Source organism: Bradyrhizobium sp. USDA 4503, assembly GCF_054055815.1.
This window is the reverse complement of sequence record NZ_JBSRXS010000001.1, coordinates 6231231-6256601: the sequence shown is the minus strand read 5'-3', so window position 1 is coordinate 6256601 and position 25371 is coordinate 6231231. Positions and strand designations below refer to the sequence as shown.

Below are 25371 nucleotides of genomic sequence, written 5' to 3'. Positions count from 1 at the left end.
GGGGATCTGCTCTCTCCGCTTGCAGCGGAGCCTATGGCTGATCCCAACCTTCCCCCTTTCAGGGGGAAGGAGAAGAGTTCAACCCTCGGCTTCGCGCAATCCGCTCAGCCACAGCGCCAGCAGCGTCCACACCGCGCCCGACAACAGGTACGCACCGGCCGAGATCAAGCCGAAATGCGTCGCCAGCAGCAGCGCCGCGAGCGGCGCAAAGCCGGCACCGAACAGCCAGGCTAAATCCGAGGTCAGTGCCGAGGCCGTGTAGCGATAGTTGCGCGCGAAGCTCGAGGCGATCGCGCCCGACGACTGGCCGAACGACAGGCCGAGCAGCACGAAGCCGAGCACCATGTACACCGTTTCGCCAAACGCGCCGGCATCGAGCAGCTGCGGGGCAAAGCCGCTATAGACCGCGATCGCGACCGCAGACCCGAGCAGCAGCGGCTTGCGGCCGACGCGGTCGGCGATCATGCCGGAGGCGATGATCGCGACGACGCCGACCATGGCGCCGATCATCTCGATGATCAGGAAGCGCACCGGGCTTTCCTTGGTGAACAGGAACACCCAGGACAGCGGAAACACCGTGACCATGTGGAACAGCGCAAAGCTCGCCAGCGGCGCAAAGGCGCCGAGCAGGATGTTGCGGCCCTCCTGCGCGATGGTCTCGCCGACCCGCGCCGGCTCGAGATCGCGGCTTTCGAACAGCTCGGAATATTCATCCGTCGCCACCATGCGCAGCCGCGCGAACAGCGCCACCACGTTGATCGCGAAGGCGACGAAGAACGGATAGCGCCAGCCCCAATCGAAGAAATCATCCGCCGAGAGGTTGCCGGCGAAGAAGGCGAACAGCGCGCTGGCCACGATCAGCCCGAGCGGCGCGCCGAGCTGCGGCACCATCGCGTACCAGCCGCGGCGATGCGCCGGCGAATTCATCGCCAGCAGCGAGGCAAGGCCGTCCCAGGCGCCGCCCCAGGCGATACCCTGCAGCACGCGCGCGGCGGCCAACAGCCAGATCGCCGCGACGCCGATCGTATCGTAGCCGGGCAGAAACGCGAGCGCCACCGTGGCGGTGCCGAGCAGGAACAGCGCGATGACGAGCTTGGCGCCCTTGCCGTGGCGCGGCGGTCGACCGCCATGAAGATGACGGTGCCGAGTGGCCGCGCGGCGAAGGCCAGCGCGAAGATGCCGAATGAATAGAGCGTGCCGGTCAGTTCATTGACGAACGGGAACACCAGCTTCGGGAACACGATGACCGAGGCGATTGCATAGACGAAGAAATCGAAGAATTCCGACGTGCGTCCGATGATGACGCCGATGGCGATTTCGCCGGGTTTCGCCTGCCCGTGACCTGATGCGGTCGGGGTGCCGTGAGCCATTGCTGGGGCTTGTGCCATCGCCGGAGAACCGTCCTTTGGAGCACGATCAAACCGGTTTTCCGAACAGACCGTGCTCAAACAAGAAGTGAGGCCACGGGCAGATTGCCACGCGGTCCACCTCACCTTCTGACCCTTCATCCCGCAGTGCAACATTGGACAAATTGTCCAATGTGAACTTTGCTGCATCGCAGCTACCCCTTGGCGGAACTCATAAAATTCAAGTGGGGTGAGCCGTGCGCGCCTTGAAATTATTGGCCTTATTGCCGTTCGCGGCGCTCCTTGGCGGGTGCGATTTCGTCGTCCTGGCGCCTGCCGGCGACATCGCCGTCCAGCAGCGCGACCTCGTCGTCATCTCGACCGTGCTGATGCTCATCATCGTGCTTCCGGTGATGGCGCTGACCGTGTTCTTCGCCTGGCGCTACCGCCAGTCCAACACCGCGGCCCCCTACGAGCCGGAGTGGGATCACTCCACCCAGCTCGAGCTCGTGATCTGGTCGGCGCCGCTGCTGATCATCATTTGCCTCGGCGCGCTGACCTGGATGGGCACCCATCTGCTCGATCCCTACCGCTCGCTCGGCCGCATCGCCGCCGACAAGCCGATCGAGAGCAAGGACGCCCCGCTCAATGTCGAGGTGGTCGCGCTCGACTGGAAGTGGCTGTTCATCTACCCGGATTACGGCGTCGCCGCCGTCAACGAGCTCGCAGCTCCAGTCGACCGCCCGATCCGCTTCCGCATCACGGCGTCCTCCGTGATGAACTCGTTCTATATCCCCGCGCTTGCCGGCCAGATCTACGCCATGCCCGGCATGGAGACCAAGCTGCACGCGGTCGCCAACAAGGAAGGCACCTATCGCGGCTTCTCCGCCAACTACAGCGGCGCCGGCTTCTCCGGCATGCACTTCGACTTCAAGAGCCTGTCTGGCGCCGATTTCGACAAGTGGATCGCCACCGCCAAGGCGAGCAGCAACATGCTCGGCCGCACCGACTATCTGCAGCTCGAGCGTCCGAGCCAGAACGATCCGGTCCGGCTCTACCGCTCGGTCGACCGCGATCTCTACAAGGCGGTCCTCAACATGTGCGTCGAGCCCGGCAAGATGTGCATGAGCGAGATGATGGCGATCGACGCCAAGGGCGGCCTCGGCCGCGAAGGCTTCAACAACACGCTGCCGCTGACCTACGACAAATACGCCCGCCGCGGCGCGCCGCTCGGCTCTGAGCCGACCTTCGTCGCCGGCATCTGCTCGATGGACGAGATCAAGGACGCGCCGTCGCACGAGATCACCGCGCCGCTCGACCTGACGCCGCTGCGCGGCTTCGGGCTGAAGCGCCCGCCGTTCTCGCCCGCGCACCCCTCGTCGACATCCTTGCTGCTCGGTCAGCGTCCGAAATCAGAGTCCTGAGGAGGACCGCATGAATCCCGATCTCGTCAAGATGATCTTCGGCCGCCTCAATCTGGAGGCGCTGCCGATCCACGAGCCGATCCTGGTCGGCACCTTCGCGGTGGTGGCGACCGGCGGCCTCGCGCTGTTTGCGATCGTCACCTATTTCCGGCTCTGGACCTATCTGTGGCGCGAGTGGTTCACCACCGTGGACCACAAGCGCATCGGCATCATGTACATGATCCTCGGCATCGTGATGCTGCTGCGCGGCTTCGCGGACGCGTTGATGATGCGGCTGCAGCAGGCGATCGCCTTTGGCGGCTCCGACGGTTACCTCCCGGCCCATCATTACGACCAGATCTTCACCGCGCACGGCGTGATCATGATCTTCTTCGTGGCGATGCCGCTGGTGACCGGCTTGATGAACTACGTGGTGCCGCTGCAGATCGGCGCACGCGACGTCTCCTTCCCGTTCCTCAACAATTTCAGCTTCTGGATGACGGTCGGCGGCGCCGTGCTGGTGATGATGTCGCTGTTCGTCGGCGAATTCGCCCGCACCGGCTGGCTCGCCTACCCGCCGCTGTCGAACATCGGCTACAGTCCCGATGTCGGCGTCGACTATTACATATGGGGACTACAGGTCGCCGGCGTCGGCACGACGCTATCGGGCATCAACCTGATCTGCACCATCGTCAAGCTGCGCGCGCCGGGCATGACGATGATGAAGATGCCGGTGTTCACCTGGACCTCGCTCTGCACCAACGTCCTGATCGTCGCCTCCTTCCCGGTGCTGACGGCGGTGCTGGCGCTGCTGTCGCTCGACCGTTACGTCGGCACCAACTTCTTCACGAACGACTTCGGCGGCAACCCGATGATGTACGTGAACCTGATCTGGATCTGGGGCCACCCCGAGGTCTACATCCTGGTGCTGCCGGCGTTCGGTATCTTCTCCGAGGTGACCGCGACGTTCTCCGGCAAGCGGCTGTTCGGCTACACCTCGATGGTCTACGCCACCGTCGTCATCACCATCCTGTCCTACCTGGTCTGGCTGCACCACTTCTTCACGATGGGCTCCGGCGCCAGCGTGAACTCGTTCTTCGGCATCACCACCATGATCATCTCGATCCCGACGGGCGCGAAGATGTTCAACTGGCTGTTCACGATGTATCGCGGCCGCATCCGCTTCGAGCTGCCGATGATGTGGACGGTGGCATTCATGCTGACCTTCGTGATCGGCGGCATGACCGGCGTGCTGCTGGCGGTGCCGCCGGCCGATTTCGTGCTGCATAACAGCCTGTTCCTGATCGCGCATTTCCACAACGTGATCATCGGCGGCGTGCTGTTCGGCCTGTTCGCCGGCATCAACTACTGGTTCCCGAAGGCGTTCGGCTTCAGGCTCGATCCGTTCTGGGGCAAGCTGTCGTTCTGGTTCTGGGTCTCGGGCTTCTACTTCGCCTTCATGCCGCTCTATGTGCTCGGCCTGATGGGCGTGACCCGAAGGCTCCGCGTGTTCGACGATCCCTCCTTGCAGATCTGGTTCATCATCGCGGGCTTCGGCGCGTTCCTGATCCTGCTCGGCATCGTCGCGATGCTGGTGCAGTTCGCGGTCAGCATTCTGCGCCGCGAGCAGCTGAAGGACACCACCGGCGATCCCTGGAACGCGCGGACGCTGGAATGGGCGACCTCGTCGCCGCCGCCGGACTACAACTTCGCCTTCACGCCCGTGGTCTACGACAACGACGCCTGGTGGGACATGAAGCGCCGCGGCTACAGGCGCCCGCTGACCGGCTTCAAGCCGATCCACATGCCCTCCAACACCGGCACCGGCATCATCCTCGCCGGACTTGCGACGGTGATGGGGTTCGGCCTGATCTGGTACATCTGGTGGCTCGCCGCCGTCAGCTTCGTTGCGCTGCTCGCGGTCGCGATCGGCCACACCTTCAACTATCACCGCGACTTCCACATCCAGGCGGATGAGGTGGTGCGGACTGAAGACGCGCGGACACGCGTGCTCGCCGCGGGAGCCCAGACATGAGCGTAGCAACAACCGTCTCCACCCAGGACTCCGAGCCGATCTTTCACGTTGTGGACGAGCACGATCATCCGGAAGGCGCCAGCACCATGCTGGGCTTCTGGATCTACCTGATGAGCGATTGCCTCATCTTCGCGATGCTGTTTGCGACCTATGGCGTGCTCGGCGGCAACTATGCCGCTGGCCCATCGCCGAAGGACCTGTTCGACCTCAAGCTGGTCGCGCTCAACACCACGATGCTGCTGCTCTCCTCGATCACCTATGGCTTCGCCATGCTGACGATGGAGAAATCGAGGATCGGCGCGACGCAAGCCTGGCTCGCCATCACCGGGCTGTTCGGCCTCGCCTTCCTCGGCATCGAGCTCACCGAGTTCGCGCATATGATCCACGAGGGCGCGACGCCCCAGCGCAGCGCCTTCCTGTCGTCATTCTTCACCCTGGTCGGCACCCACGGCCTGCACGTCACCTTCGGCCTCGTCTGGCTGGTGACGCTGATGGTGCAGACCGCGCGCTTCGGCCTCACCGAAGCGAACCGGCGCCGGCTGATGTGCCTCTCGATGTTCTGGCACTTCCTCGACGTGGTCTGGATCGGCGTCTTCACCTTCGTCTATCTCCTGGGAATGCTGCGATGACAACAAAAGCTCACGCCAAAGCTCATACGCTCGAAGCCAATGCCAGCCACGGACATGGCGATCACGGCGGCGCGGCTCACGGCTCGCTGCAGAGCTATCTGATCGGCTTCGGTCTCTCCGTCGTCCTCACCGCGGTGCCGTTCTGGCTGGTGATGACCGGCGCCATCGCCGACAAGCAGGTCACCGCGCTGATCGTGCTGGTGCTCGCCGCGGTGCAGATCGTCGTGCACATGGTGTACTTCCTGCACATGAACACGCGGTCCGAGAACGGCTGGACCATGATGGCGATGATCTTCACCGTGATCATGGTGGTGATCGCGCTGACCGGCTCGCTGTGGGTCATGCATCATCTCAATGTCAACATGATGCCGCTGCACGACATGAGCCAGATGCCGTGATCATGCGGTCTGCCAGACCATCGCTTGTGCTGCTCACGCTCGGCATGCTGGGCGTGGTGCTGCTGAGTGCGCTCGGTATCTGGCAGGTCGAGCGCCGGACCTGGAAGCTGGCGCTGATCGAGCGGGTCGAGCAGCGCATGCATGCGGCGCCGGTCGCGCCGCCGCCCCCATCGTCATGGCCGGCGGTCACGGCCGCGAGCGATGAATACCGCCGCGTCACCCTACGCGGCACGTTCCTCAACGCCGACGAAACGCTGGTGCAGGCCGTCACGGCCGAAGGTCCCGGCTTCTGGGTACTGACCCCGCTGCAAGCCGCCGACGGAACCACCGTGCTGGTCAACCGCGGCTTTGTTCCCGCTGATAAGCGCGATCCCGCGACACGGCGCGATGGCGAGCCGCAGGGCGCCGTCAGCGTCACCGGACTGCTGCGGATGTCGGAGCCGAAGGGCGGCTTCCTGCGCAGCAACGATGCTTCGGCCGGCCGCTGGTATTCCCGCGACGTTGCCGCCATCGCCGCCGCGCACGGACTGTCGCATGTAGCCCCCTTCTTCATCGACGCCGATGCGACGCCAAATCCGGGCGGCTACCCAATCGGCGGGCTCACTATCGTGCGGTTTCCGAACAACCACCTGATTTACGCGCTGACATGGTTCGCACTGGCCCTTATGCTGGCGGGCGCGCTCCTGCGCGTCATCAGCGGCAGGAGCCGCGCCGGCGCCTCCGATCCAAGGTGGGGTTCACGGCGCGCCGCCGTGCGCCGCTTGATCGGCGCAGCCCGCAATCTGTCTCGCGACACAGGCCCAGATGCTCGAGCGCACATCGGATCTGCATGACGACAAGGCCGCGACCGGCGCGGCGGTAACGCCGTCCGCCGCGGGCGCGGCCGCCGGCATGCCGTTCGACCTCGCAGCGCCCGCCGACATCGCGACCAATCGCAAGAACATGGCCCTCCTGGTCCAGCTGCGCTGGATCGCCGTGATCGGCCAGATCGCCACCATCGGCTTCGTGCAGTTCTGGATGGGCGTCGCGCTGCCGCTGCTGCCCTTGGCGGCCGTGATCTCCGGGCTGGTGGCGCTCAATGTCGTCAGCCTGCTGTGGCTGCGCTACCGCGCCGACATCAACAATCGCGAGCTGCTGGTCGCGCTGGCGCTCGACGTCGCGGCGCTGACCGCCCTGCTCTATCTCAGCGGCGGCGCCACCAACCCGTTCACCTCGCTCTATCTGCTGCAGGTGACGCTTGGCGCGGTGCTGCTCGACGCGCCCTCGACCTGGTCGCTGGTGGCGCTGGTCTGCATGAACTTCGCCTGGCTGACCAGCTATTACCGGCCGCTGGAGCTGCCGCAGCAAGGCTTCGCCGATGCCTTCAACCTCTATATCGCCGGCACCTTCATCGGCCTCGTGCTCGATGCCGTGCTGCTCGTGGTGTTCATGACCCGGATCAACCGCAATCTGCGCGATCGCGACCTGCGCCTCGCGGCGCTGCGCCAGCACGCCGCCGAGCAGGATCACATCGTCCGGATCGGCCTCCTGGCCTCCGGCGCCGCGCATGAGCTCGGCACGCCGCTCGCCTCGCTCTCGGTCATCCTCGGCGACTGGCGCCGGATGCCCGCGCTCGCCTCCGACCCTGAAATGTCGCAGGACCTCGGCGAGATGGAGATCTCGGTGCAGCGCTGCAAGTCGATCGTGACGGGCATCCTGCTCTCGGCGGGCGAAGCCCGCGGCGAAGGCTCCTCGCCGACCACGGTCACGGCGTTCCTGACGGCATTGGTGGAGGAATGGCGGACGACGCGGCCGTCGGCCACGCTGTATTTCCGCAACGCCTTCGGCGCTGATCTCGCGATCGTATCCGACATCGCGCTCAAGCAGGCGATCTTCAACGTGCTCGACAACGCCGCCGAGGTGTCGCGCGACTGGATCGAGCTGACCGCCGAGCGCAATGCCGACACGCTGGTGCTGTCGGTGACCGATCGCGGCCCGGGCTTCTCGCGCGAGATGCTGGCGCATATCGGCAAGCCGTATCAATCGACCAAGGGCAGCCCCGGCAGCGGCCTCGGCCTGTTCCTGGTGGTCAACGTGGTGCGCAAGCTGGGCGGCCTGGTGACGGCGCGCAACCGGCCGGACATCGGCGCCGCGGTCAGGCTCGAGCTGCCGCTCTCGACGCTCGCGATCGGAGACCATCTTGACGGATGAACGCCAGCTCCTGATCGTCGAGGACGATGCGGGTTTCGCCCGCACATTGAAGCGCTCGTTCGAGCGCCGCGGCTATGATGTGGCGGTGTCGGCCTCGCTCGACGAGGTCCGCCAGCTGCTCGAGCAGCAATCGCCCGGCTATGCGGTGGTCGACCTGAAGCTCGCCGGCGGTGCATCGGGCCTTGCCTGCGTCGAGGCGTTGCACACGCATGATCCTGAGATGCTGATCGTCGTGCTGACCGGCTTTGCCAGCATCGCGACGGCGGTCGAGGCGATCAAGCTCGGCGCCTGCCACTATCTGGCCAAGCCGTCAAACACCGACGACATCGAGGCCGCGTTCCTTAAAGCGCAGGGCAATGCCGCCATCGAGGTCGGTGCGCGGCCGACGTCGATCAAGACGCTGGAATGGGAGCGCATCCACCAGACCCTGATGGAGACCGACTTCAACATCTCGGAAGCCGCCCGCCGACTCGGCATGCACCGCCGGACATTGGCGCGCAAGCTCGAGAAGCAGCGGGTGAAGTAGGCGATAGAGGCGGATGACGCCGACGACATCCGCGCATGCGCGCCTGCCTCTTGCTTTGTCACGACATCGCGGCAACATCCGCCGCAGTGTCAATGTACTCCTGAAAGCGGACCGCCTTCCCGTCACGGTACTTGAAAACGTGGGCCCATTCGTTCGTTACAGTCTTGCCTGTTTTCTTTGCCCGCGCCGTGAGTGTACCCAGGACCACGACGGTGTCGCCCTGCTCAATCATCTCACGCGGCGCGAACTCGCTGAATTCCAGATTCTCGCCAACCTGGACGAAGAAGTTTGCAATCTGCTGCTTTCCCTTGAAGGTCCCGGCCCAAGGCAGTTTGTCCTGGGGACCCGGGGTTATCCACGTGCAGTCGTCATCGATCAGATCCCTCATGAGCGTCGGAATGTCACCACGTTGAAAGGCCTCATAACCCTTCCTGGTTGCCTCAACATTGGATGTCATCGAATTTCTCCTCGCTGCAAATTGATGGGGTCAGTTTAATGTCGATCAAATAACGGCAGGGCGGTCAGCATAGCACGCCGCGCTCCGGTTGCCGTCGTCATCCATGAAGCAAGACAAGACGATACTGGTCAGGATCGTTTACGTAGCTTCGAGCGTCATTGCGGCTCGCTTCGCTGCCAGTGTAAAGCGACGGCATGAGTAATGCCGACAAGCTCTTCCAACCCGACCCTGACAATGCCGACCATGCGGCCATGATCGCGGCGGCGATCCGCTGCATCGACGATTTCACCGACCGCTTCAACGCTCGCGATCTCGCCGGCATGGACGCGCTGCTGCACTTCCCGCACGTCATCCTATCCGGCGAGCAGCTCGTGATCTGGGATGGCCCGGGCCAGCTGCCGCCGTCGTTCTTCAACGATCTGGCGCGCACCACGGGATGGACGAAGAGCACCTATCAGCGCAAGGAGCCGGTGCTGGTCGGGCCGCGCAAGGTGCATCTGCTGGTCGAATACAGCCGCGACCGCGCCGACGGATCGATTGCCAGCCGTCACCGCAATCTATGGATCGTGACCTCCGAGAACCGCCGCTGGGGCATCAAGCAGCGCTCGTATTGAGCACGCGGCGCGGCAGCATCAACGGCGTAGCCGACGGGCTACCGCCGAGCCAGGAAGACCCCCAGCAAGAATGCAACGGCAAGCGATTGAAGCGGAGCCGCCCTGGTCGCTTCACTCAAGTGATGCAGCCACCGATCTTGTTGCGGCAAAGGTTCGAATACGCCGCGCTCAGCCATCTGACGGATCGCCTCTGACGCCTGCTCTATGCGTTGTTCAGGACTGGCAGTTGAAGCAATGGAGTTTTCGTTAGCCATCAGACGAACGGGCCTTCTGTATCAGCACTAACGTCCCTCGATTGCGGACTGTTCCTCGGCTCCTTCACTAAAGCGATGCGCTCAGTCATTCATGAAGAAATTCGCGAACGGACGCGGCGGGGAGTCATCGTCTTCAGACGCCATGATCGGCACTTCGTGGCGTCGCGCCTGCTCCAAGAGCACCGGAGCTTCGCGGCGTTGCTCGCCTTGTTCGATGCGCCGCTGTTGACGCCTCGCCTGCTCGGTCGCGACGCGCTTCGCCTTGCGTTCGGCGTAGCGCTTACGCCGCTCCTTTTCTGCAATGTCAGATTTTCTCGTGTCCACCACGTCCGCCTGCTTCTCGACAGGCGCTTGTACGTCCTTGACCGGCTCCAGTGGCGGCTGCGGCGGTGAGGCTGCGTCTGGCGTGGCGGGCTCTCGTTGGGTGGCAGGCTGCGGTGGCTGCGCAGCTTCTGCCGTGGATGGCAGGATAACGCGCGCTGGTTCCGCGGGCGCTGGCGAAGAGACGCGCGCGGGGGCGCCGGCAGAATCCTTAAGCGCCGAATTCGCCATGAACAGTCCACCACCGAACCCTGCGCCTAGGATAATAAAAGTTGTTCCAACGCCTGCGAAAAAAATGCCTGCCTTTGATGTCATGGTCCGCTCTCCTCATTGGCGAGCGAACGCGCGAAAGTTACCGGCGTTCCGTTTCGGGATAAGTCGGCAACGTGTGCCGCTGGTCCAAGAGTCCAGCGGCGCGGACAGTTTGGAATATCGATCTGCCCGGGCGAAGATCGCGGTCGGGGGCTGCAACTTGCGGAGAGCCTGCACCCTCACCCGGATTGCATTTGCCATGCAATCCGACCTCTCCCACAAGGGGAGAGGTAAGCGTGCCCCACGGACACGCCGCCAAAGCAAAAAGCCCGGTCTTGCGACCGGGCTTTTGTTTTCAATCCGTCGAACCCTTTCAGGCGGCTTCGTCCTCGACGGCGGTATCGTCGCCATCGGTATCGGCATCCTCGCCGTCGGCATCACCCTCGCCTTCACCCTCGGCTTCTGCCTTGGCGCCGCGGCGCGGGCTCTTGGCGAGCTGGCCTTCGATCTCCTTGATCGCCTCGGTCTCGGTCGAGTGCTGCACGACCGCGATCTCGCGCGACAGGCGGTCGAGCGCCGCTTCATAGAGCTGGCGTTCGCTATAGGACTGCTCGGGCTGCGATTCCGAACGATAGAGGTCGCGGACCACCTCGGCGATCGCGACGATGTCGCCCGAGTTGATCTTCGCTTCATATTCCTGGGCGCGGCGCGACCACATGGTGCGCTTGACGCGGGCACGGCCCTTCAGCGTCTCCAGCGCCTTCTTGACCAGCGCCGGCTCCGACAGCTTGCGCATGCCGACATTGGCGACCTTCGCCGTCGGGACGCGGAGCGTCATCTTGTCCTTCATGAAATTGATCACGAACAGCTCGAGCTTGGCGCCCGCGATCTCCTGCTCCTCGATCGCCAGGATCTGGCCGACGCCGTGAGCGGGATAGACCACGAATTCATTGGCCTTGAAGCCCTGACGCTGCGTCACGACCTTCTTCGGCTCCTCGATGCGCGGCGCGGCGGCCGGCTTGGCGGCAGCCTTCGGAGCAGCGGCGGGGACGGCAGCCTTCGGGGCGGCCGGCTTCGGCGCAGCAGCCGTCTTGGTCGCGGCAGGCTTGGGGGCGGCCTTGGCAGCAGCGGGCTTCGCAGCTGCCGCTTTCGCGGCAGTCTTGGCAGTCTTTTCTGGCATCACGCTTCTTTTGTTCTTTGAGGACTTTGCAGCCGCCGCCTTCTTGGCCCCCTTCACGGACGCCTTGGCACGGCCCTTGGTTGCGCTGCGAGCAACGACAGCGGCTTTTTTCGTCGTCTTTGAAGCACTCTTTTTACGCGTTTTCTGTGACACAGCCTGCGCGCGGAAACTGCCACGCCCCTGTTCGAGTTTGCGGGAACCTCGAAGCCACAAGGTACGCATGGCAGGGGGTTCTTGGCCTGTAATGTGTCAGATATAGCACATTTTCCGCAAAAATCAATGGTTTACGCCCGATTCCGGGCATAACAGGGGCCGTTCAGGTCATATGTCCGTCATTAGGGTTAAATGGGCGGCCGAACGGAGGGCCGCGGCGGACCAGAGTCCGACCTTACCACGGTATTCCCTGGCGAATCAGTCGCCGCTGCCGGGATTCGGAGAAAAATATTTATCGAACTTGCCTTCCTTGCCTTCCCACTCCTTGGCGTCTTCCGGCGAGTCCTTCTTCTGGGTGATGTTCGGCCAGCTCTTGGCGTAGTCGCGGTTGACCTCGAGCCACTTTTCCAGGCCCGGCTCGGTGTCCGGCTTGATGGCGTCCGCCGGGCATTCCGGCTCGCACACGCCGCAATCGATGCATTCGTCGGGATGGATGACCAGCATGTTCTCGCCCTCGTAGAAGCAATCGACGGGGCAGACCTCGACGCAGTCGGTATATTTGCACTTGATGCAGGCTTCAGTGACGACGTAGGTCATCCAAAACTCCGGAACGATCGATTTTTCTGGGGTTGCGTAGCGCAGGAATACCGGGGCCGCAAGGGAAGCGGCCCTCGAAAAACGCCCGTATTCTCACGCTCCTGCCACCCAAATTTAGATAGCAAGCGCTAGATAACTACTCCTTACCGGCCTGCAAATTGCCGGCCTGCAAATCCTCGTACAGCACCCGCGCCGAACTGGCATCGCCGCGCCGCTCGGCAAAGCCGATGACCTTGAGCACGCGGACGCTGTTGTCGAGCGCGACGGTGACGACATCACCCGCCTTCACCGCATGGCCCGGCGATTTCTCACGCGCGCCGTTGATCCGGACATGACCCGATACGACGAGTTCAGCGGCGCTGGTGCGGGCCTTCACCAGGCGCGCATGCCACAGCCATTTGTCGAGGCGCTGTCGATCCAAACTAGACCAAGCGTTAAACCAAGGGTTGGACTATTCCTTCCGGCCTGCGAGCTGCTCTTTCAGGGCAGCGAGCTTGGCGAATGGCGAATTCGGATCGATCGGCCGGTCGCGCTCGCGCGGCGCGCTCGAGGCGTAGGGCCGATGCGACGGGCCGCCCTCGCGCTTGTCGCGGCCGCCCTTGCCGAAATCGCGGCCGCCGCGGTCACGATCGCCGCGCTCGCCCTTGCGCTCGCCGCCAAACTTGTTGTCGCGGCGACGCTCATTGTCGCGATCGCGACCCTTGCCTTCGAAGCGCTCGCGGCGCTGGCCCTTGTCGTCCCTGTTGTCGCGGGCCTGCGCGCCCTCGGCGGGCGCCGCAGCCGGATCCGCGGGCGCACCCGGGCGCGGCGCGCGGAAATCCTGGTGACGGCGCGGACGGCGATGCTGCTCGCGCTTGCCGTCGCTCTCACCGCCGCCTTCGGCGGCCTGCGCGCCCTCGGCGGGCTTGCCCTGGTGACGGCCGCGGTTGCGATCGTGGCCGCGATGATGCGGACGGCGCTCGTCGGATCGGCCACCGGGACGCCAGACTTCGACCAGCTGCGGCTCGGCCGGCGTCTCCGCGGCGGCGACAGCGGCTTCAGCCTGTGCTGCCTCGGCACTCGCGGTCTCCGCGGCTGCGTCTGTGGCGGTCTCGGAGGGTGTCTCTGCAGTGGCTTCCACGGCAGGCGCGGGCTCGGATACCGCTTCCGAAGCGGGCGCCTCAGCAGCGGGCTCTTCGGCGACAGCGGCGGGCTCCGCGGCAACTTCTGCCACGGGCTCGGGCTTGGTCTCGACGACGACCGGCGTCGCCTCGCTGGACACCACCTCGGCAAAGCCGACATCGGGCAGCAGCGCGGCCGACGGTGCGGGATCGCCCGACACTGGCTGATCCGTGGCGGCCTCCGGCGCTTCGGCCACAACCTCGGCGGTGGCACCGACCGGCGCATCCACGGCGGCGTCAGAGGTCGCCTCGACCGGCAGCGTCTCGGTGGTCTCGGCGACGGCCTCCGTGGCCTCGGCGACGGCCTCCGTGGCCTCGGCCGGCGCGGCCTCGACGGGCTTCGGCGGCAGCGGCGGACGGCGGTCCATGCGGTAGCCGAGCGCGCGCAGGATCGAGGCAAAATCCTCGCCCGCGGAGCCGGTCAGCGAGGTCATCGCCTGCGTCACGACAAAGCCGCGGCCGTCGAACGCACCGGCGGGTTTTTCGCCCGGCGACGTCTCACGCCAGGCCAGAGCGGGGCGGATCAGGTCGGCGAGCCGCTCCAGGATGTCGACGCGCACCGCGCGCTCGCCGCACTGGCGATAGCCGAGTACGCGATAGGCATCGCGCGGCAACGCCTTGTCGACCGGGAACGAGGTGCGGCCGCTGGAGGCGAGATGCTGCACATTCGACAATGCCGCCATGTCGGCATTGCTCTGCTTCTCGGCCCACAGCAGCGAGGCCAGCGAGCGCGCCGCGGGCTTCAAGAGCTGCGGGAAATAGATGTGGTAGGCGCCGAACCGCACGCCGTATTTGCGCAGGGCCGCGCGCGAGGGCTGGTCGAGATCCTTCATCTCGGCCGCGATCTTGCTGCGCTCGAGCACGCCGAGCGCCTCGACCAGCTGGAACGCGATGCCGCGGGCGATGCCCTGCAGGTCCTCGGCCTTGGACAGTTCGAACAGCGGCCCGAGCAGCTTTTCGATATGCGTCTTGAGCCAGAGGTCGAGCCGGGTCTGCACCGCTTCGCGCGAGGCGCCGGTCAGCCGCTCGTCGGAGATGATGCGCAGCCGCGGATGCAGCGCGTCCTCGGCGGCCACCAGCTTGGCCACCGCATCGCCGGTCCAGCGGATGGTGCCGTCGGAGGTCAGCACGAACTGCTCGTCAGGGGCGGCGCCCAGTTTCTCGGCACGCGCATCGATCTCGCGCGCCAGCACCTGCTGGGCGGCGGCTTGCAGCGCCTTGGCGTCGCTGCCGGCCTCGGCCGCATCAGGTGCGAAGGTGAAACCATCGAGCCGGCCGATCACGTGGCCTTCCACGATCACTTCACCGGTCTTGCCAATTTCCGTATTCAAAACTGAGTTCTCCCGCAGGCGGCGCATCAATACACTGGTCCGCCTGTCAACGAAACGCTCCGTGAGCCGTTCATGCAGCGCATCGGATAATTTATTTTCGAGCTCGCGCGTGATCCCCTGCCAGTGGTCCGGGTCGTAGAGCCAGTCCGGCCGGTTGGCAACAAAGGTCCAGGTCCTGATCTGCGCGATCCGGCCCGATAGCGTGTCGATATCGCCGTCGGTCCGGTTGGCCTGGTCGACCTGGGCGGCAAACCATGCGTCAGGGATACGCCCCTTTTGCATCAGGAAGCCATACAGCGTGGTCACGAGTTCGGCATGGGCGGCCGGCGACAGCTTTCGGTAGTCCGGAACCTGGCAGGCCTCCCACAGCCGCTCCACCGCTTTGGCCCCATGCGCCCATTCGCGCACCTCGGCGTCGCGCGCGACGTGCTCGAGCACGCGCAGATCCTCGGCTACCGGGGCCCGCGTCAGTGCCTCATGATTGGGCGATAGCGCGAGCGACACCTGCAACGCGCCGAGCGAGGCGAAGTCCAACTTCGCGTTGCGCCATTGCAGCACCTTGACGGCATCGAAGGTGTGGTTCTGCAGCGCGTTGACGAGCTCCGGCTCGAACGGCGCGCAGCGCCCGGTGGTGCCGAAGGTGCCGTTACGCGTCGCGCGCCCGGCGCGGCCCGCGATCTGCGCGAATTCGGCCGGCGTCAGGCGGCGGAACTGATAGCCGTCATACTTGCGGTCGGAGGCGAAGGCGACGTGATCGACGTCGAGATTGAGCCCCATGCCGACCGCGTCGGTGGCGACGAGATAATCTACGTCGCCGTTCTGGAACATCGCGACCTGGGCATTGCGCGTGCGTGGCGAGAGCGAGCCCAGCACCACGGCCGCGCCGCCATGCTGGCGGCGGATCAATTCGGCGATCGCGTAGACTTCGTCGGCGGAGAACGCGACGATTGCCGTTCTGCGCGGCTGCCGCGTGATCTTGCGGTCGCCGGCGAATTCGAGCTGAGACAGCCGCGGCCGCGTAATGATGGAAGCGCCCGGCAACAGCCGCTCGATCATCGGCCGCATGGTCGCCGCGCCCAGCAGCAGCGTCTCGTCGCGGCCGCGGCGGTTGAGGATGCGATCGGTGAACACATGCCCGCGCTCGAGATCGGCCGCGATCTGGATCTCGTCGACCGCGAGAAAGGACACATCGAGATCGCGCGGCATCGCTTCCACGGTCGAGACCCAGAAGCGCGGCGCCTTCGGCTTGATCTTCTCCTCGCCCGTGACCAGCGCGACGTTATCGATGCCGGCACGATCCGCGATCTTGTTGTAGACCTCGCGCGCCAGCAGCCGCAGCGGCAGCCCGATCAGGCCCGACGAATGCGCCAGCATGCGCTCGATGGCCAGATGCGTCTTGCCGGTGTTGGTCGGCCCGAGCACCGCGGTGACGCCTGCACCGGGCACGCGGTCATTTCCGAACGAAGTTGAGAAAACCATATTTTGCAGGTGTTTCTTGAATTGTTGGGGCGCTCTCTGATCCGTCATCCCCGGTACAACGGCGAATTCGCCGTTGTACCTATGAGCAGCGCGTCAGCGCGTCTCGAAGGATGCACGGCCGAGATCGACCCGTTTGCGGCGATCTTGATGAGACAGCAGGGCCGTCGCCCTTCGAGAGGGCCGCTGCACGGCCTCCTCAGGGTGACGGTGAGGGATTGACGCTCTGGTCTTCACTCCTTCACGCGTCCTTTTCACAAAATCTGTCTCACAATGCGACGCCTACCTTAAGCTCTGGAACGACTCTAGAACGAATCGCGGCCGAATCGCTGACTCGATTCCGGGCTCGAAACGTTCACCGCAACATCTCGGGCAGGCTGACGGCGGCGGCACTAGATCAAGTTTGAAGGGGCTCCACAAGCACAGGATATGCGGACTGAATTCCTTAAGTTCCAGGGGTGGCCGAGTCGAATCAGAAGCGGACAAGAGTCAACTGGATTCCGGTGACATTTGTTGCTGGTCCGCGCCTACCTCTGTCTGTCATTCCGGGGCGCGCGTAGCGCGAACCCGGAATCTCGAGATTCCGGGTTCGCGCTACGCGCGCCCCGGAATGACGGTGCGACTTACTGCGTCTTCGCCACGCGCGGCGGCGCGGCTGTGGTGACGAACGAGGTGGCTTCCAGCATGGCCTGGCCGAGCGGGGTCGGGATCGTCATGCGGAACGGCACCAGCAGGCGGGTGCCGGCGATCGGCACGAAGGCGATCTCGATGTTGCGCTGGGCGGCGAGATATTTGATCACCGGGCGATCCGGGATGTAGCCCGAGATCGGCACGAAATAGAGCGCGCAGACCAGCGCCGGGCCGTGATAGCCGCGCTCGGCCTTGACGATCTCGACCCGCTTGAAATCGAGCTTGAGGTCGTAGCGCATGCGGCCGTCGAAGATGCCGGCGCCGCTGCGGCAGATGTCCGGGCTCATCAATTCGGCATTGCCGGGCGCGCGCAGGAACGAGCCGGTCATCGGATCGAACACGTTCTTCTTCTGCGCATCGGTCACCGGCAGCCGGTCGGGATCGACCGGCGGCTCCGGCTCGATCGTGGATTCCTTGATGCCACCATTGGCCAGCACCATCCGGATCGTCTCCGACTTCTTCGAGGTGGTGGTGGTCGCGGTGTAGGAGGTGGCGGCCAGCGCGCCGTTGACGACGCGGCCCTGCGAGGCGCCCGCGCCAGAGCCGCCGGAAAACGCCTTCAGGAGGCCTGCGGTGCCGCCCTGGGCCGAGGCCGAGAAGCTGTCGTCGCCGATTTCGATGGTCCAAGTGCCCTTGCCGACCGGGATACCGGCCAGGGTCGCCTCATACTGGGCGTCGAGCCGCCCCTGCGCGCTGGCGCGCTCGGCGCAGAACAGCAGCAATGCGCCCGCGCACAGGCCGAGCAGCCGGCCGAGCGGGGGCAAAATGGCAATGGCGGTGGTCACTTAACCTACCTGACGGTCCTGCTATCGGCGCTCTATCCGTTGTCCATTTCGGCGTTCAATTCGGCCGGACAACAAGGCGCATCTTGTATGGAACCTAGACTTGCAGCCGAATACGCCCTTTATATGGTTGCCATATCCGCCGTTAAGTGGCTGGAAGACCTTATGAACCGGCATTTCCGGCGCCCCGCATGCGGCGATATAATCTTGACGCTCGGGTATTCTCCCCCTATACACCCGCGGTTCCTGGAAAATGGACGCGAATTCAAAACCCCCGCGCGGGCCGTGTGATTGCACGCCTGGCAGAGAGGCGGGGATGCAATAAGGATTTTGTAAGATGTCCCGGCGCTGCGAACTGACGGCCAAGGGCCCCCAGACGGGCCACAAGGTGAGCCACTCGAACATCAAGACCAAGCGGCGCTTCCTGCCGAACCTGGCCAACATCACCTTCATCTCCGAAGCGCTCGGCCGCAACGTGCGCCTGCGCGTCTCGACCAATGCGCTGAAGAGCGTCGACCACAATGGCGGCCTCGACGCCTATCTGCTCAAGGCCAAGGCCGACGTGCTCTCGCCCCGCGCCCTCGACCTGAAGCGCGCGATCGAGAAGAAGGTCGGCAAGCCGGCGCTGGTGAAGAAGGCGAGCTGAGCGAGACGCGAGAGCGGAATTCGCGGAGAGAGTTTTGAACGGCCGGGTCGGATGACCCGGCCGTCTTGTTTTTTAGATGGTAGGCTGAACGACTGTAACCAGCGACCGCTCAAAATCAGAGAAGTCGGTCAGTTGATTGACGTCAACGGCTCTCAAGTCCTGCAGCGCTCTATCAAGGTCATATTGATCGAGGTAGGGGATCAGCTTTCGCGCAATCTGATTGGGAATTCCGTACTCGTCTAAGGCAGCTATCGGTGCGGGCAAGAATAGATGCTCTGTAGCCTCGGCATAAACGGTATAGTCCGGGGAAGACAGCTCAAGACGATCTGCGACCTCGGACACGATACGATGAAGAACCATAAGATCGCGTGGGAACTGAAACGTAGCGATGTTACGGACGATTTTGAGCGCATTGTCGATTCGACTGACACTGACTGGCCAGGCAGCACGCCAACCGCAATCTCTCGAAGATAACCAGACAAGCCCCGCGACATCCCCAACGCATTAAGATGCCAAGCAAGCCCTTTGCCTGACTTGATATCAAGGTCCTTCAGTCTCGGTCCGGAGAGGTCTGCGACTATTAAATCGCAAACGGCTACTAATTGATCCCGCTGCGGGAACCCCCTCCAGAGCAGAAGCGCGTCACCTTGAACGAGTCTATCGTGGACGGCCCGCGCGATCCTGTTTTGCGTGTCCGGCAAGACCGAACCATTCGCCCGCAAAGTATCCGCAGACAAGAAACTACTTTCGATCGCATCGTTTACGCGCTCCCTTGAGCGCTCTGAGAGTTCGCTCTCAAGCTCGATCGCTGATCCCAAACGGCGTTCAATGTCCAATATGCAAGGTCATGGAGTGCAGCCGAAAGAGTTTTTGGATGCCGCTTCTTCAGACTCGTCGCCAAACGAGCAATTTCGCCGTTGGGATCGCGCACATCAATCGGATCAAGCAAGGCGCGTAGCGACGCGTTTACGGATCGCCGTGTTACAATTCTGAATCGGGCTCCTGGACCGTGCTTATCTGCAAGCAACGACTTCTCGATCAACGAGGTCGGTGCATTCTTGTTTGCTCGGCTCGCGATTTCAGTTGCAGTCCAATTCTTGTCCCGATCGGTTGTCTTTACCTGGACGTATTCGGGGAATTCGCGTCCCTCAAACCGAAGTATGCGGGTGATATCGTCGCTCGTCTCGCATTCGACCTGCACGATTCGTGGATCGCCGATCATTTCGAGGACAAACGACGCAGCTACATGATCTTGATACTTAAATCCAATTCGTGCGGCGACGCCGCCGGCGTCTGAAATGTCGTCCACAATTCACCCTGTACGCAGTTCAACGAACTCAGGTCCCAAACGACTTCTGCAATCAAGCGTTGAAAACGATTCTCCGCAAGAATTTAGTCGAATGCCCTGGGCAGCTTCTTCGCGCGCAGAAGATAAAATTCATCAAATATTTTCAATGCGATACAGCCCCACCCAGTCAATTCAAGGAAAATGCTCCTACTCATTGGCTCCAAATCGCGAGTACAAGCAACGCGTGCCTCCCCCGCTGAGGGACGTATCGCGATCGTGACGGACTGGGTGCGGGATGCGGTGGACGCGGGAGGCGCGCGAGACGAGCGCGCCGAATCGCGGACGGTGAAAGCGTGTGGTCCTGACGCCTCGGTGAAAGGTGTCCCCCGCGAGATGCGAAAGCGTCTTGCGAAGGCGGCGACAATCAAACCCTGTCTCGCCGGAGGTGAATCGATCTGACCGTTGCACGCGGCGTGCGATGGCGAGGTGGATTTTTCTTTGTACGATTACGCGTGAAGTAAAATCATCCATCATATCGCACGAGGAGAGATGGATTTCTTCGTCGCTGCGCTCTTCGCAATGACGGCGTTCGCGAAGGTTCGATGACAGCTGCCGCCAATGACAGCGGTGTCATCGCTGGCCACACTGCGAATCTCTGCTGACGCGCTCTAGGCGAGTGAAGAAAGACTTAACGCACGCGCCTTAACCAACGAAGAAACCCTATAAACAAAGGCAAAGCGGGCCTCTCGCGTGGCCGTTAATCACAACATCACTGCGCATCATCACGAGCGCATGAGGCGCATGCAAAACGCCACGATCTCTTCCAGATATTAGTGTGCAAACAAGCCGTCCGACACGATTGCGATTCGACGCAGGCCAAGCCCGTATCGTCTCGAACACCGTGAGGGACATCACGGCCGGCACAACTGATTGTGAGGCGTGCGCCGCACTCTTGGGAAGAAGCCTGGCCGTTCTTACATCACGTCCGAAGAACGACCCCGATAAAGGAATTCGTCAATGCAAGTTCGCGCAGCCGATCCGCGCGGAAGACTGGTGCCTGCGATTGCAACCGCCGCCGTGGCGGTGCTCGCGACGGCCGCCCTCGTCATCCTCGAATTCAACCCGCCCCGCAATGTGCAGGCCGCGGCCGAGCCCGGCATGATCACCTCCGCCGCCGCCAGCAGAGCCGGCGCTACCGTGCTGCCGACCGATCCGGTCACGACCGGCAGCGTGCGGTATCGTTAAGGACTCCGCTCTCTCATCACGTCGTCCCGGCGAAGGCCGGGACCCATTACCCCGGCTGTTTATTGGTTATAAGGCTGGGGCAACATTCCATGTAACGGCAAACATTAGTGGTTATGGGTCCCGGCCTTCGCCGGGACGACGGTAATCATCACCTCCCCCGCCCGCATTTTCGCATCCCTGCCCCGGCGTCTCACCACAAGCCCAACGTGCGGCCGCTCACGTAAGCTCTCCCTCGCTAACAAAACAAAAAAGCCACAGGGAGGCTCACGATGATCTGGAAGGCCGTCACGGCAGCCGTCGCGCTTGCGCTCGCGACGCAGGTACACGCCGCCGAGAAGAAATACGGCACGGGCGCCAGCGACACCGAGATCAAGCTCGGACAGACCTCGCCATTCTCCGGCGCGGCGTCGGCCTACAGCGTGATCGCGAAGACGCAGGCCGCCTACTTTAGGATGATCAACGACCAGGGCGGCGTGAACGGGCGCAAGATCAACCTGATCACGCTCGACGACGGCTACTCGCCGCCGAAGACGGTGGAGCAGACGCGCAAGCTGGTGGAGCAGGAGGAGGTCGCCGCGATCCTCAATCCGCTGGGCACGCCGACGGGCCTGGCCGTGCGCAAATATCTCAATGACAAGAAAGTGCCGCAGCTGTTCGTTGGCGCCGGCGCCACGCTGTGGGGCGACTACGCGCATTATCCGTGGACGATCGGCTTCCAGCCGTCGTACCAGGCCGAGACCGCGGTCTACGCAAAGTATGTGCTGACCAACAAGCCGGACGCCAAGATCGCGCTGTTCTACCAGAACGACGACGCCGGCAAGGATTACGGCAACGGCTTCAAGAAGGGACTGGGGCCGGAGAACACCGCCAAGATGGTGGTGGCGGAGACGACCTATGAATCGACCGATCCGACGGTCGACAGCCAGATCGTGAAGCTGAAATCCTCCGGCGCCAACGTGCTGTTCATGCACGCGATCCCCAAGCAGGCGGCGCAGGCGATCAAGAAGATCGGCGAGATCGGCTGGAAGCCGGATTTGTTCTTCCTCGCGGCGACCTCGACCTCGGTGTCCTCGGTGCTGAAGCCGGCCGGCTTCGACTATTCCAGGGACATCATCTCGTCCTACTCGCTGAAGGATCCGAACGATCCGCAGTGGAAGGACGATAAGGACGTGATCGCCTGGCAGGACTTCATGAAGAAGTATTTTCCGGACGGCAATCTGCAGGACCAGCTGATCGTCTACGGCTATGTGGTGGCGGAGGCGACGGTGCAGGTCTTGAAGCAATGCGGCGACGACCTCACCCATGAGAACATCATGAGGCAGGCCGCCAATCTCGACATCGCGCTGCCGATGTTCCTGCCCGGCATCAAGGTGAAGACCTCGCCGACCGACTACTTCCCGGTCGAGGCGATGCGGCTGCAGAAGTTCAACGGCGAGACCTGGCAGCTGTTCGGCGACACGATCGGAAATGATTGAGGGGGTTGTTGAACGCAAATCCATCCACATCGTCGTCCCGGCGAAGGCCGGGACCCATTACCCCGACTGGATGGCGTGGCGCGACGCTGGAGCCGCAGCCCGCTCCTGCAACAGGCTGCGGTGGTTATGGGTCCCGGCCTTCGCCGGGACGACGAGGAGGTTAGCTCCCCGTCAACAACGGCGAAATGCCACCTGCCCCCGGGTGCGGGCATACGCATGATCGATTTCGGAATATTGGAAATATACCCCTGAGTTGCCCGACGCGTCAAGTCGCCGGGTCGAACGTGTCAGTAGCTCGTGATCTGTCGCCTGTTTGTAGCTCGTGAAGTGTCGTGTTTTCGGTGCTCCGGAACAAGGGGGGCACGATGAGCACGGCATCCATTCACGAGGGTGTACGACGGATGCGGTTTTCAGATTTGCTGGATCGGACGGAGGCGAAGGAACTGACGCAGGAGGCAGCTTCGGAGGTTCTTGGGATCAGTGTTCGGACGTTTCAACGCTGGGCGGAGCGCTATGAGGCGGAGGGCGACGACGGGCTTGTCGACCGCCGGCTGGGGCGTCGTTCGCCACGGCGGGCGCCGGAGGAGGCGCTGGAACGGATGCTTGCGCTGTACCGGGACAAGTACGCGGACTTCACGGTGAAGCACTTCCACGAGCAGATGCAAAAGCGGCACGACTATGTGCTGGGCTATACGGTGACGAAGCTGGCGCTGCACGCGGCGGGGCTGGTGCGGAAGGCTCCGAAGCGTTCGGCGCACCGCAAGAAGCGGCCGCGGCGGCCGCTTCGGGGCATGCTGCTGCACCAGGACGGATCGCGCCACGTTTGGATCGAAGGCCTGCCCGCGAGGGACCTGATCGTCACGATGGACGATGCGACCAGCGAGATCTACTCGATGGTGCTGGTCGAGGAAGAAGGAACGGCCTCGACCTTCCAGGCCTTGCGCGAAGTGATTGGCGAGCATGGCCTGTTCTGCGCGCTCTACACCGACCGCGGCAGCCATTATTTCCTGACCCCAAAAGCTGGCGAGAAGATCTCGAAGACGCAACAAACCCAGGTGGGACGGGCTTTGTCGCATCTTGGGATCGAGCATATCGCAGCCTATTCGCCGCAGGCGCGCGGGCGCTCCGAGCGGGTGTTCGGCACCTTGCAGGATCGGCTGCCGAAGGAGCTGCGGCTTGCCGGGATCACGACGGTTGAGGCTGCCAACGCGTGGCTGAAGGCGCATTACATCCCCGGGCACAACGCCGCGTTTGCGATCAAGCCCGAACAGGAAGGCACGGCATTCGTGGCCGATCGGCATGAGGCCTGGCGCGAGGCGCTGTGCGTGATCGAGGAGCGAACCGTCGCCAACGACAATACCGTTGCATGGAACGGTCGGCGGCTGCAGTTGCCGCAGAGCCGGCTCAGACCTCACTTCGTCAAGGCTGTGGTGCGGCTCCATGAGTATCCCGATGGCACCGTCAGCGTGTTCCTTGGACCGCATCGGTTGGCGATGTTTAGCGCCAACGGACAGCAGATCAGCCCCGACGCGCCTCAGCCTGGCGGTGTGCTCGGAGCCGTCAAGGACAAGCCCTGGCGGGCGCGCAAGCGCGCGTCCTTGACCGCTCCTGCGCGCGCCGCCGTCGAGAAAGCGCGGGTCGGGACGGAGAAACGGGCTTCAAGTCGAACAAAGAAACTCACCCACAGGGCTAAAACCGCCACAACAGCCGTGGCATGATCAATCAGGGAAAGCCGTCCCCGCCTTCCGGCTCCCCTGCAAATCAGAAACGAAGGCGACAGATCACGAGCTACAAAAACACGACATCTTCACCCGCTACGGACAGTCGCCGGGTCGAACGTCGGCCACCGCCGGCTACTTTGCATGGGGTTGTTTTCGATATTTTGGCAACGCGCCTCCCCCGCAAGCGCCCTCCAGGGGAGGCAAGCGAGGAGTCACACCCCCTTCTCCAGCAACACCCGAAAATCCGCCCGCGCACGCTGCGCCTCGGCGCGTGCGGCCTCCGACGCGTCGCCGAGACCAAAATAGCCGTGAATCAGCCCCTCGCCGGAATGATAGGTCACCGGCACGCCGGCCGCCTGCAACGCCCGCGCGTAGGCATGACCCTCGTCGCGCAGCGGGTCGAACCAGGCGGTGGTGACGACCGCCGGCGCCACACCGGCAAGGCTCTTCGCGCGCAGCGGCGAGACACGCCAGTCGGCGCCCTCGGCCTTGTCGGCGAGATAGTGCCCGCAGAACCACTGCATCGTCGCCCGCGTCAGGAAGTAGCCGTCCGCATTCTCGGCGCGTGACGGAAATTTGGCGTTCTCGGCCGCGTCGGCAAAATTGCCGACCACATCGGTGACGGGATAGACCAGCAATTGCCCGGCGAGCCTGATGCCGGCGTCGCGGCAGGCCAGCGCTGACGTGGCGGCGAGATTGCCGCCGGCGGAATCGCCGGCGACGCCGACGCGGGAAAGGTCGCCGCCGAATTCGTCGATCCGCGCGACCACGTCGCGGATCGCGGCGAACGCATCCTCGAACGCGCCGGGAAAGCGGGTTTCCGGCGGGCGGCGGTAATCGACCGAGATCACGACAGCGCCGGTGTCGATCACGAGGTTGCGGGCCTGGCGATCATGCGTCTCGAGATCGCCGGCGACCCAGCCGCCGCCGTGGAAGAAGATCACGGTCGGCGCCGTGCCACGGCCGTTGCGATAGAGCCGCGCGCCGAGCTTGCCGGCGGCGCCAGCGACCTCGATATCGCGTGCCACGTCGACCGGCGGCGGCGGCACCGCCTTGCGCGCCTCCGCCAGCGCCCGGAGCGAATCGCGACAGCTCTGCGGCGTCATGGTTTCGGGATCGCGCAGCGGCAGCAGCGGGATGATCTTCTCAATGACGGGATCGAGCGGAAGCGGCATGGGAGTCCTTCAGTGCGAGTGCGTGGA

22 protein-coding genes and 1 pseudogene are annotated in these 25371 nt (G+C 63.7%); 12 read left to right on the top strand and 11 right to left on the bottom strand.

Translation table 11 applies throughout. The features are described 5' to 3' along the window. Positions 1-78: 78 nt before the first annotated feature. A pseudogene (locus tag ACVMIH_RS29755) lies at positions 79-1388 on the bottom strand (MFS transporter). Between the two features lie 215 nt (positions 1389-1603). Here ACVMIH_RS29755 and cyoA point away from each other — a divergent pair. The 7 genes from cyoA to ACVMIH_RS29720 are packed head-to-tail and all read left to right on the top strand — an operon-like array spanning position 1604 to position 8527. Beyond that, a complete protein-coding gene (gene cyoA / locus ACVMIH_RS29750) occupies positions 1604-2770 on the top strand; it encodes a ubiquinol oxidase subunit II (protein ID WP_229192747.1) in 1167 nt (388 codons plus the stop codon). Between the two features lie 10 nt (positions 2771-2780). Further along, positions 2781-4784, top strand: a complete 2004-nt coding sequence (cyoB, locus tag ACVMIH_RS29745) for a cytochrome o ubiquinol oxidase subunit I (protein WP_057015510.1) — start codon at positions 2781-2783, stop codon at positions 4782-4784. Then, a complete protein-coding gene (gene cyoC / locus ACVMIH_RS29740) occupies positions 4781-5413 on the top strand; it encodes a cytochrome o ubiquinol oxidase subunit III (RefSeq protein WP_225163208.1) in 633 nt (210 codons plus the stop codon). Before cyoB ends, cyoC begins: the two co-directional genes overlap by 4 nt. Continuing rightward, positions 5410-5811, top strand: coding sequence for a cytochrome o ubiquinol oxidase subunit IV (gene cyoD, locus ACVMIH_RS29735; protein ID WP_456783239.1), 402 nt, complete (start codon positions 5410-5412; stop codon positions 5809-5811). The genes cyoC and cyoD overlap by 4 nt, the downstream gene beginning before the upstream one ends. Positions 5812-5813: 2 nt before the next feature. Beyond that, positions 5814-6644, top strand: a complete 831-nt coding sequence (locus ACVMIH_RS29730) for an SURF1 family protein (RefSeq protein WP_456864342.1) — start codon at positions 5814-5816, stop codon at positions 6642-6644. After that, on the top strand, positions 6616-8001 hold the full coding sequence (locus ACVMIH_RS29725) for an ATP-binding protein (protein ID WP_456864340.1): 1386 nt from the start codon (positions 6616-6618) through the stop codon (positions 7999-8001). The genes ACVMIH_RS29730 and ACVMIH_RS29725 overlap by 29 nt, the downstream gene beginning before the upstream one ends. Continuing rightward, positions 7991-8527 (top strand): response regulator transcription factor, encoded by a 537-nt coding sequence (locus tag ACVMIH_RS29720; RefSeq protein WP_057015515.1) that lies wholly within the window; start codon positions 7991-7993, stop codon positions 8525-8527. The genes ACVMIH_RS29725 and ACVMIH_RS29720 overlap by 11 nt, the downstream gene beginning before the upstream one ends. Positions 8528-8585: 58 nt before the next feature. Here ACVMIH_RS29720 and ACVMIH_RS29715 read toward each other — a convergent pair whose 3' ends face one another. Continuing rightward, positions 8586-8984 carry a nuclear transport factor 2 family protein gene (locus ACVMIH_RS29715; protein WP_057015516.1) on the bottom strand — a complete coding sequence of 133 codons (399 nt, stop codon included), beginning with the start codon at positions 8982-8984 and terminating at the stop codon, positions 8586-8588. A 194-nt stretch (positions 8985-9178) separates the two neighbouring features. On the opposite strand from ACVMIH_RS29715, the gene ACVMIH_RS29710 reads away from it, so the two are divergent. Further along, positions 9179-9598, top strand: a complete 420-nt coding sequence (locus ACVMIH_RS29710) for a hypothetical protein (protein ID WP_057015517.1) — start codon at positions 9179-9181, stop codon at positions 9596-9598. Positions 9599-9933: 335 nt separating this feature from the next. Here the strand turns inward: ACVMIH_RS29710 and ACVMIH_RS29705 are convergent, their stop codons facing one another. From ACVMIH_RS29705 to ACVMIH_RS29680, 6 genes are all read right to left on the bottom strand, one after another. Then, positions 9934-10488, bottom strand: a complete 555-nt coding sequence (locus tag ACVMIH_RS29705; RefSeq protein WP_456864338.1) for a hypothetical protein — start codon at positions 10486-10488, stop codon at positions 9934-9936. Positions 10489-10798: 310 nt separating this feature from the next. Next, positions 10799-11605 carry a CarD family transcriptional regulator gene (locus tag ACVMIH_RS29700; RefSeq protein ID WP_076824782.1) on the bottom strand — a complete coding sequence of 269 codons (807 nt, stop codon included), beginning with the start codon at positions 11603-11605 and terminating at the stop codon, positions 10799-10801. A gap of 411 nt (positions 11606-12016) precedes the next feature. Continuing rightward, positions 12017-12355, bottom strand: coding sequence for a ferredoxin FdxA (fdxA, locus tag ACVMIH_RS29695; RefSeq protein WP_057015519.1), 339 nt, complete (start codon positions 12353-12355; stop codon positions 12017-12019). Positions 12356-12491: 136 nt separating this feature from the next. Further along, complete coding sequence (locus ACVMIH_RS29690; protein WP_076824784.1) at positions 12492-12776, bottom strand: RNA-binding S4 domain-containing protein; 285 nt, start codon at positions 12774-12776, stop codon at positions 12492-12494. Positions 12777-12806: 30 nt separating this feature from the next. Beyond that, entirely contained in the window at positions 12807-16325 is a 3519-nt protein-coding gene (locus ACVMIH_RS29685; protein ID WP_456864336.1) for a helicase-related protein, read from the bottom strand. 620 nt (positions 16326-16945) lie between these two features. Further along, positions 16946-17776, bottom strand: a complete 831-nt coding sequence (locus tag ACVMIH_RS29680) for a DUF3108 domain-containing protein (RefSeq protein WP_456866581.1) — start codon at positions 17774-17776, stop codon at positions 16946-16948. A 355-nt stretch (positions 17777-18131) separates the two neighbouring features. Here ACVMIH_RS29680 and rpmB point away from each other — a divergent pair, with 355 nt between their 5' ends. Beyond that, positions 18132-18440 (top strand): 50S ribosomal protein L28, encoded by a 309-nt coding sequence (gene rpmB / locus ACVMIH_RS29675; protein WP_057015522.1) that lies wholly within the window; start codon positions 18132-18134, stop codon positions 18438-18440. A 72-nt stretch (positions 18441-18512) separates the two neighbouring features. Here the strand turns inward: rpmB and ACVMIH_RS29670 are convergent, their stop codons facing one another. Beyond that, on the bottom strand, positions 18513-18782 hold the full coding sequence (locus tag ACVMIH_RS29670; protein ID WP_456864334.1) for a hypothetical protein: 270 nt from the start codon (positions 18780-18782) through the stop codon (positions 18513-18515). A 418-nt stretch (positions 18783-19200) separates the two neighbouring features. Further along, positions 19201-19749, bottom strand: coding sequence for a dsDNA nuclease domain-containing protein (locus ACVMIH_RS29665; protein ID WP_456864332.1), 549 nt, complete (start codon positions 19747-19749; stop codon positions 19201-19203). A 996-nt stretch (positions 19750-20745) separates the two neighbouring features. On the opposite strand from ACVMIH_RS29665, the gene ACVMIH_RS29660 reads away from it, so the two are divergent. From ACVMIH_RS29660 to ACVMIH_RS29650, 3 genes are all read left to right on the top strand, one after another. Continuing rightward, positions 20746-20973 carry a hypothetical protein gene (locus tag ACVMIH_RS29660; RefSeq protein ID WP_016843499.1) on the top strand — a complete coding sequence of 76 codons (228 nt, stop codon included), beginning with the start codon at positions 20746-20748 and terminating at the stop codon, positions 20971-20973. 269 nt (positions 20974-21242) lie between these two features. Further along, positions 21243-22448 (top strand): ABC transporter substrate-binding protein, encoded by a 1206-nt coding sequence (locus ACVMIH_RS29655; protein WP_057015524.1) that lies wholly within the window; start codon positions 21243-21245, stop codon positions 22446-22448. Positions 22449-22813: 365 nt separating this feature from the next. After that, positions 22814-24166: an ISNCY family transposase gene (locus ACVMIH_RS29650; protein ID WP_456860876.1), complete on the top strand. Its 1353-nt coding sequence runs from the start codon at positions 22814-22816 to the stop codon at positions 24164-24166. Positions 24167-24381: 215 nt separating this feature from the next. Here the strand turns inward: ACVMIH_RS29650 and ACVMIH_RS29645 are convergent, their stop codons facing one another. Beyond that, positions 24382-25344 carry an alpha/beta hydrolase gene (locus tag ACVMIH_RS29645; protein WP_057015525.1) on the bottom strand — a complete coding sequence of 321 codons (963 nt, stop codon included), beginning with the start codon at positions 25342-25344 and terminating at the stop codon, positions 24382-24384. Between the last annotated feature and the right edge of the window lie 27 nt (positions 25345-25371).

Excerpts from the sequence above, each read along its gene's own strand:
- cyoC (WP_225163208.1), top strand. The coding sequence starts at position 4,781 with ATGAGCGTAGCAACAACCGTCTCCACCCAGGACTCCGAGCCGATCTTT.
- ACVMIH_RS29645 (WP_057015525.1), bottom strand. The coding sequence starts at position 25,344 with ATGCCGCTTCCGCTCGATCCCGTCATTGAGAAGATCATCCCGCTGCTG.
- ACVMIH_RS29660 (WP_016843499.1), top strand. The coding sequence starts at position 20,746 with ATGCAAGTTCGCGCAGCCGATCCGCGCGGAAGACTGGTGCCTGCGATT.
- fdxA (WP_057015519.1), bottom strand. The coding sequence starts at position 12,355 with ATGACCTACGTCGTCACTGAAGCCTGCATCAAGTGCAAATATACCGAC.
- ACVMIH_RS29655 (WP_057015524.1), top strand. The coding sequence starts at position 21,243 with ATGATCTGGAAGGCCGTCACGGCAGCCGTCGCGCTTGCGCTCGCGACG.
- cyoB (WP_057015510.1), top strand. The coding sequence starts at position 2,781 with ATGAATCCCGATCTCGTCAAGATGATCTTCGGCCGCCTCAATCTGGAG.
- ACVMIH_RS29685 (WP_456864336.1), bottom strand. The coding sequence starts at position 16,325 with ATGGTTTTCTCAACTTCGTTCGGAAATGACCGCGTGCCCGGTGCAGGC.
- ACVMIH_RS29710 (WP_057015517.1), top strand. The coding sequence starts at position 9,179 with ATGAGTAATGCCGACAAGCTCTTCCAACCCGACCCTGACAATGCCGAC.
- ACVMIH_RS29715 (WP_057015516.1), bottom strand. The coding sequence starts at position 8,984 with ATGACATCCAATGTTGAGGCAACCAGGAAGGGTTATGAGGCCTTTCAA.
- rpmB (WP_057015522.1), top strand. The coding sequence starts at position 18,132 with ATGTCCCGGCGCTGCGAACTGACGGCCAAGGGCCCCCAGACGGGCCAC.
- ACVMIH_RS29725 (WP_456864340.1), top strand. The coding sequence starts at position 6,616 with ATGCTCGAGCGCACATCGGATCTGCATGACGACAAGGCCGCGACCGGC.
- ACVMIH_RS29730 (WP_456864342.1), top strand. The coding sequence starts at position 5,814 with ATGCGGTCTGCCAGACCATCGCTTGTGCTGCTCACGCTCGGCATGCTG.
- ACVMIH_RS29705 (WP_456864338.1), bottom strand. The coding sequence starts at position 10,488 with ATGACATCAAAGGCAGGCATTTTTTTCGCAGGCGTTGGAACAACTTTT.
- ACVMIH_RS29700 (WP_076824782.1), bottom strand. The coding sequence starts at position 11,605 with ATGCCAGAAAAGACTGCCAAGACTGCCGCGAAAGCGGCAGCTGCGAAG.
- cyoD (WP_456783239.1), top strand. The coding sequence starts at position 5,410 with ATGACAACAAAAGCTCACGCCAAAGCTCATACGCTCGAAGCCAATGCC.
- ACVMIH_RS29650 (WP_456860876.1), top strand. The coding sequence starts at position 22,814 with ATGAGCACGGCATCCATTCACGAGGGTGTACGACGGATGCGGTTTTCA.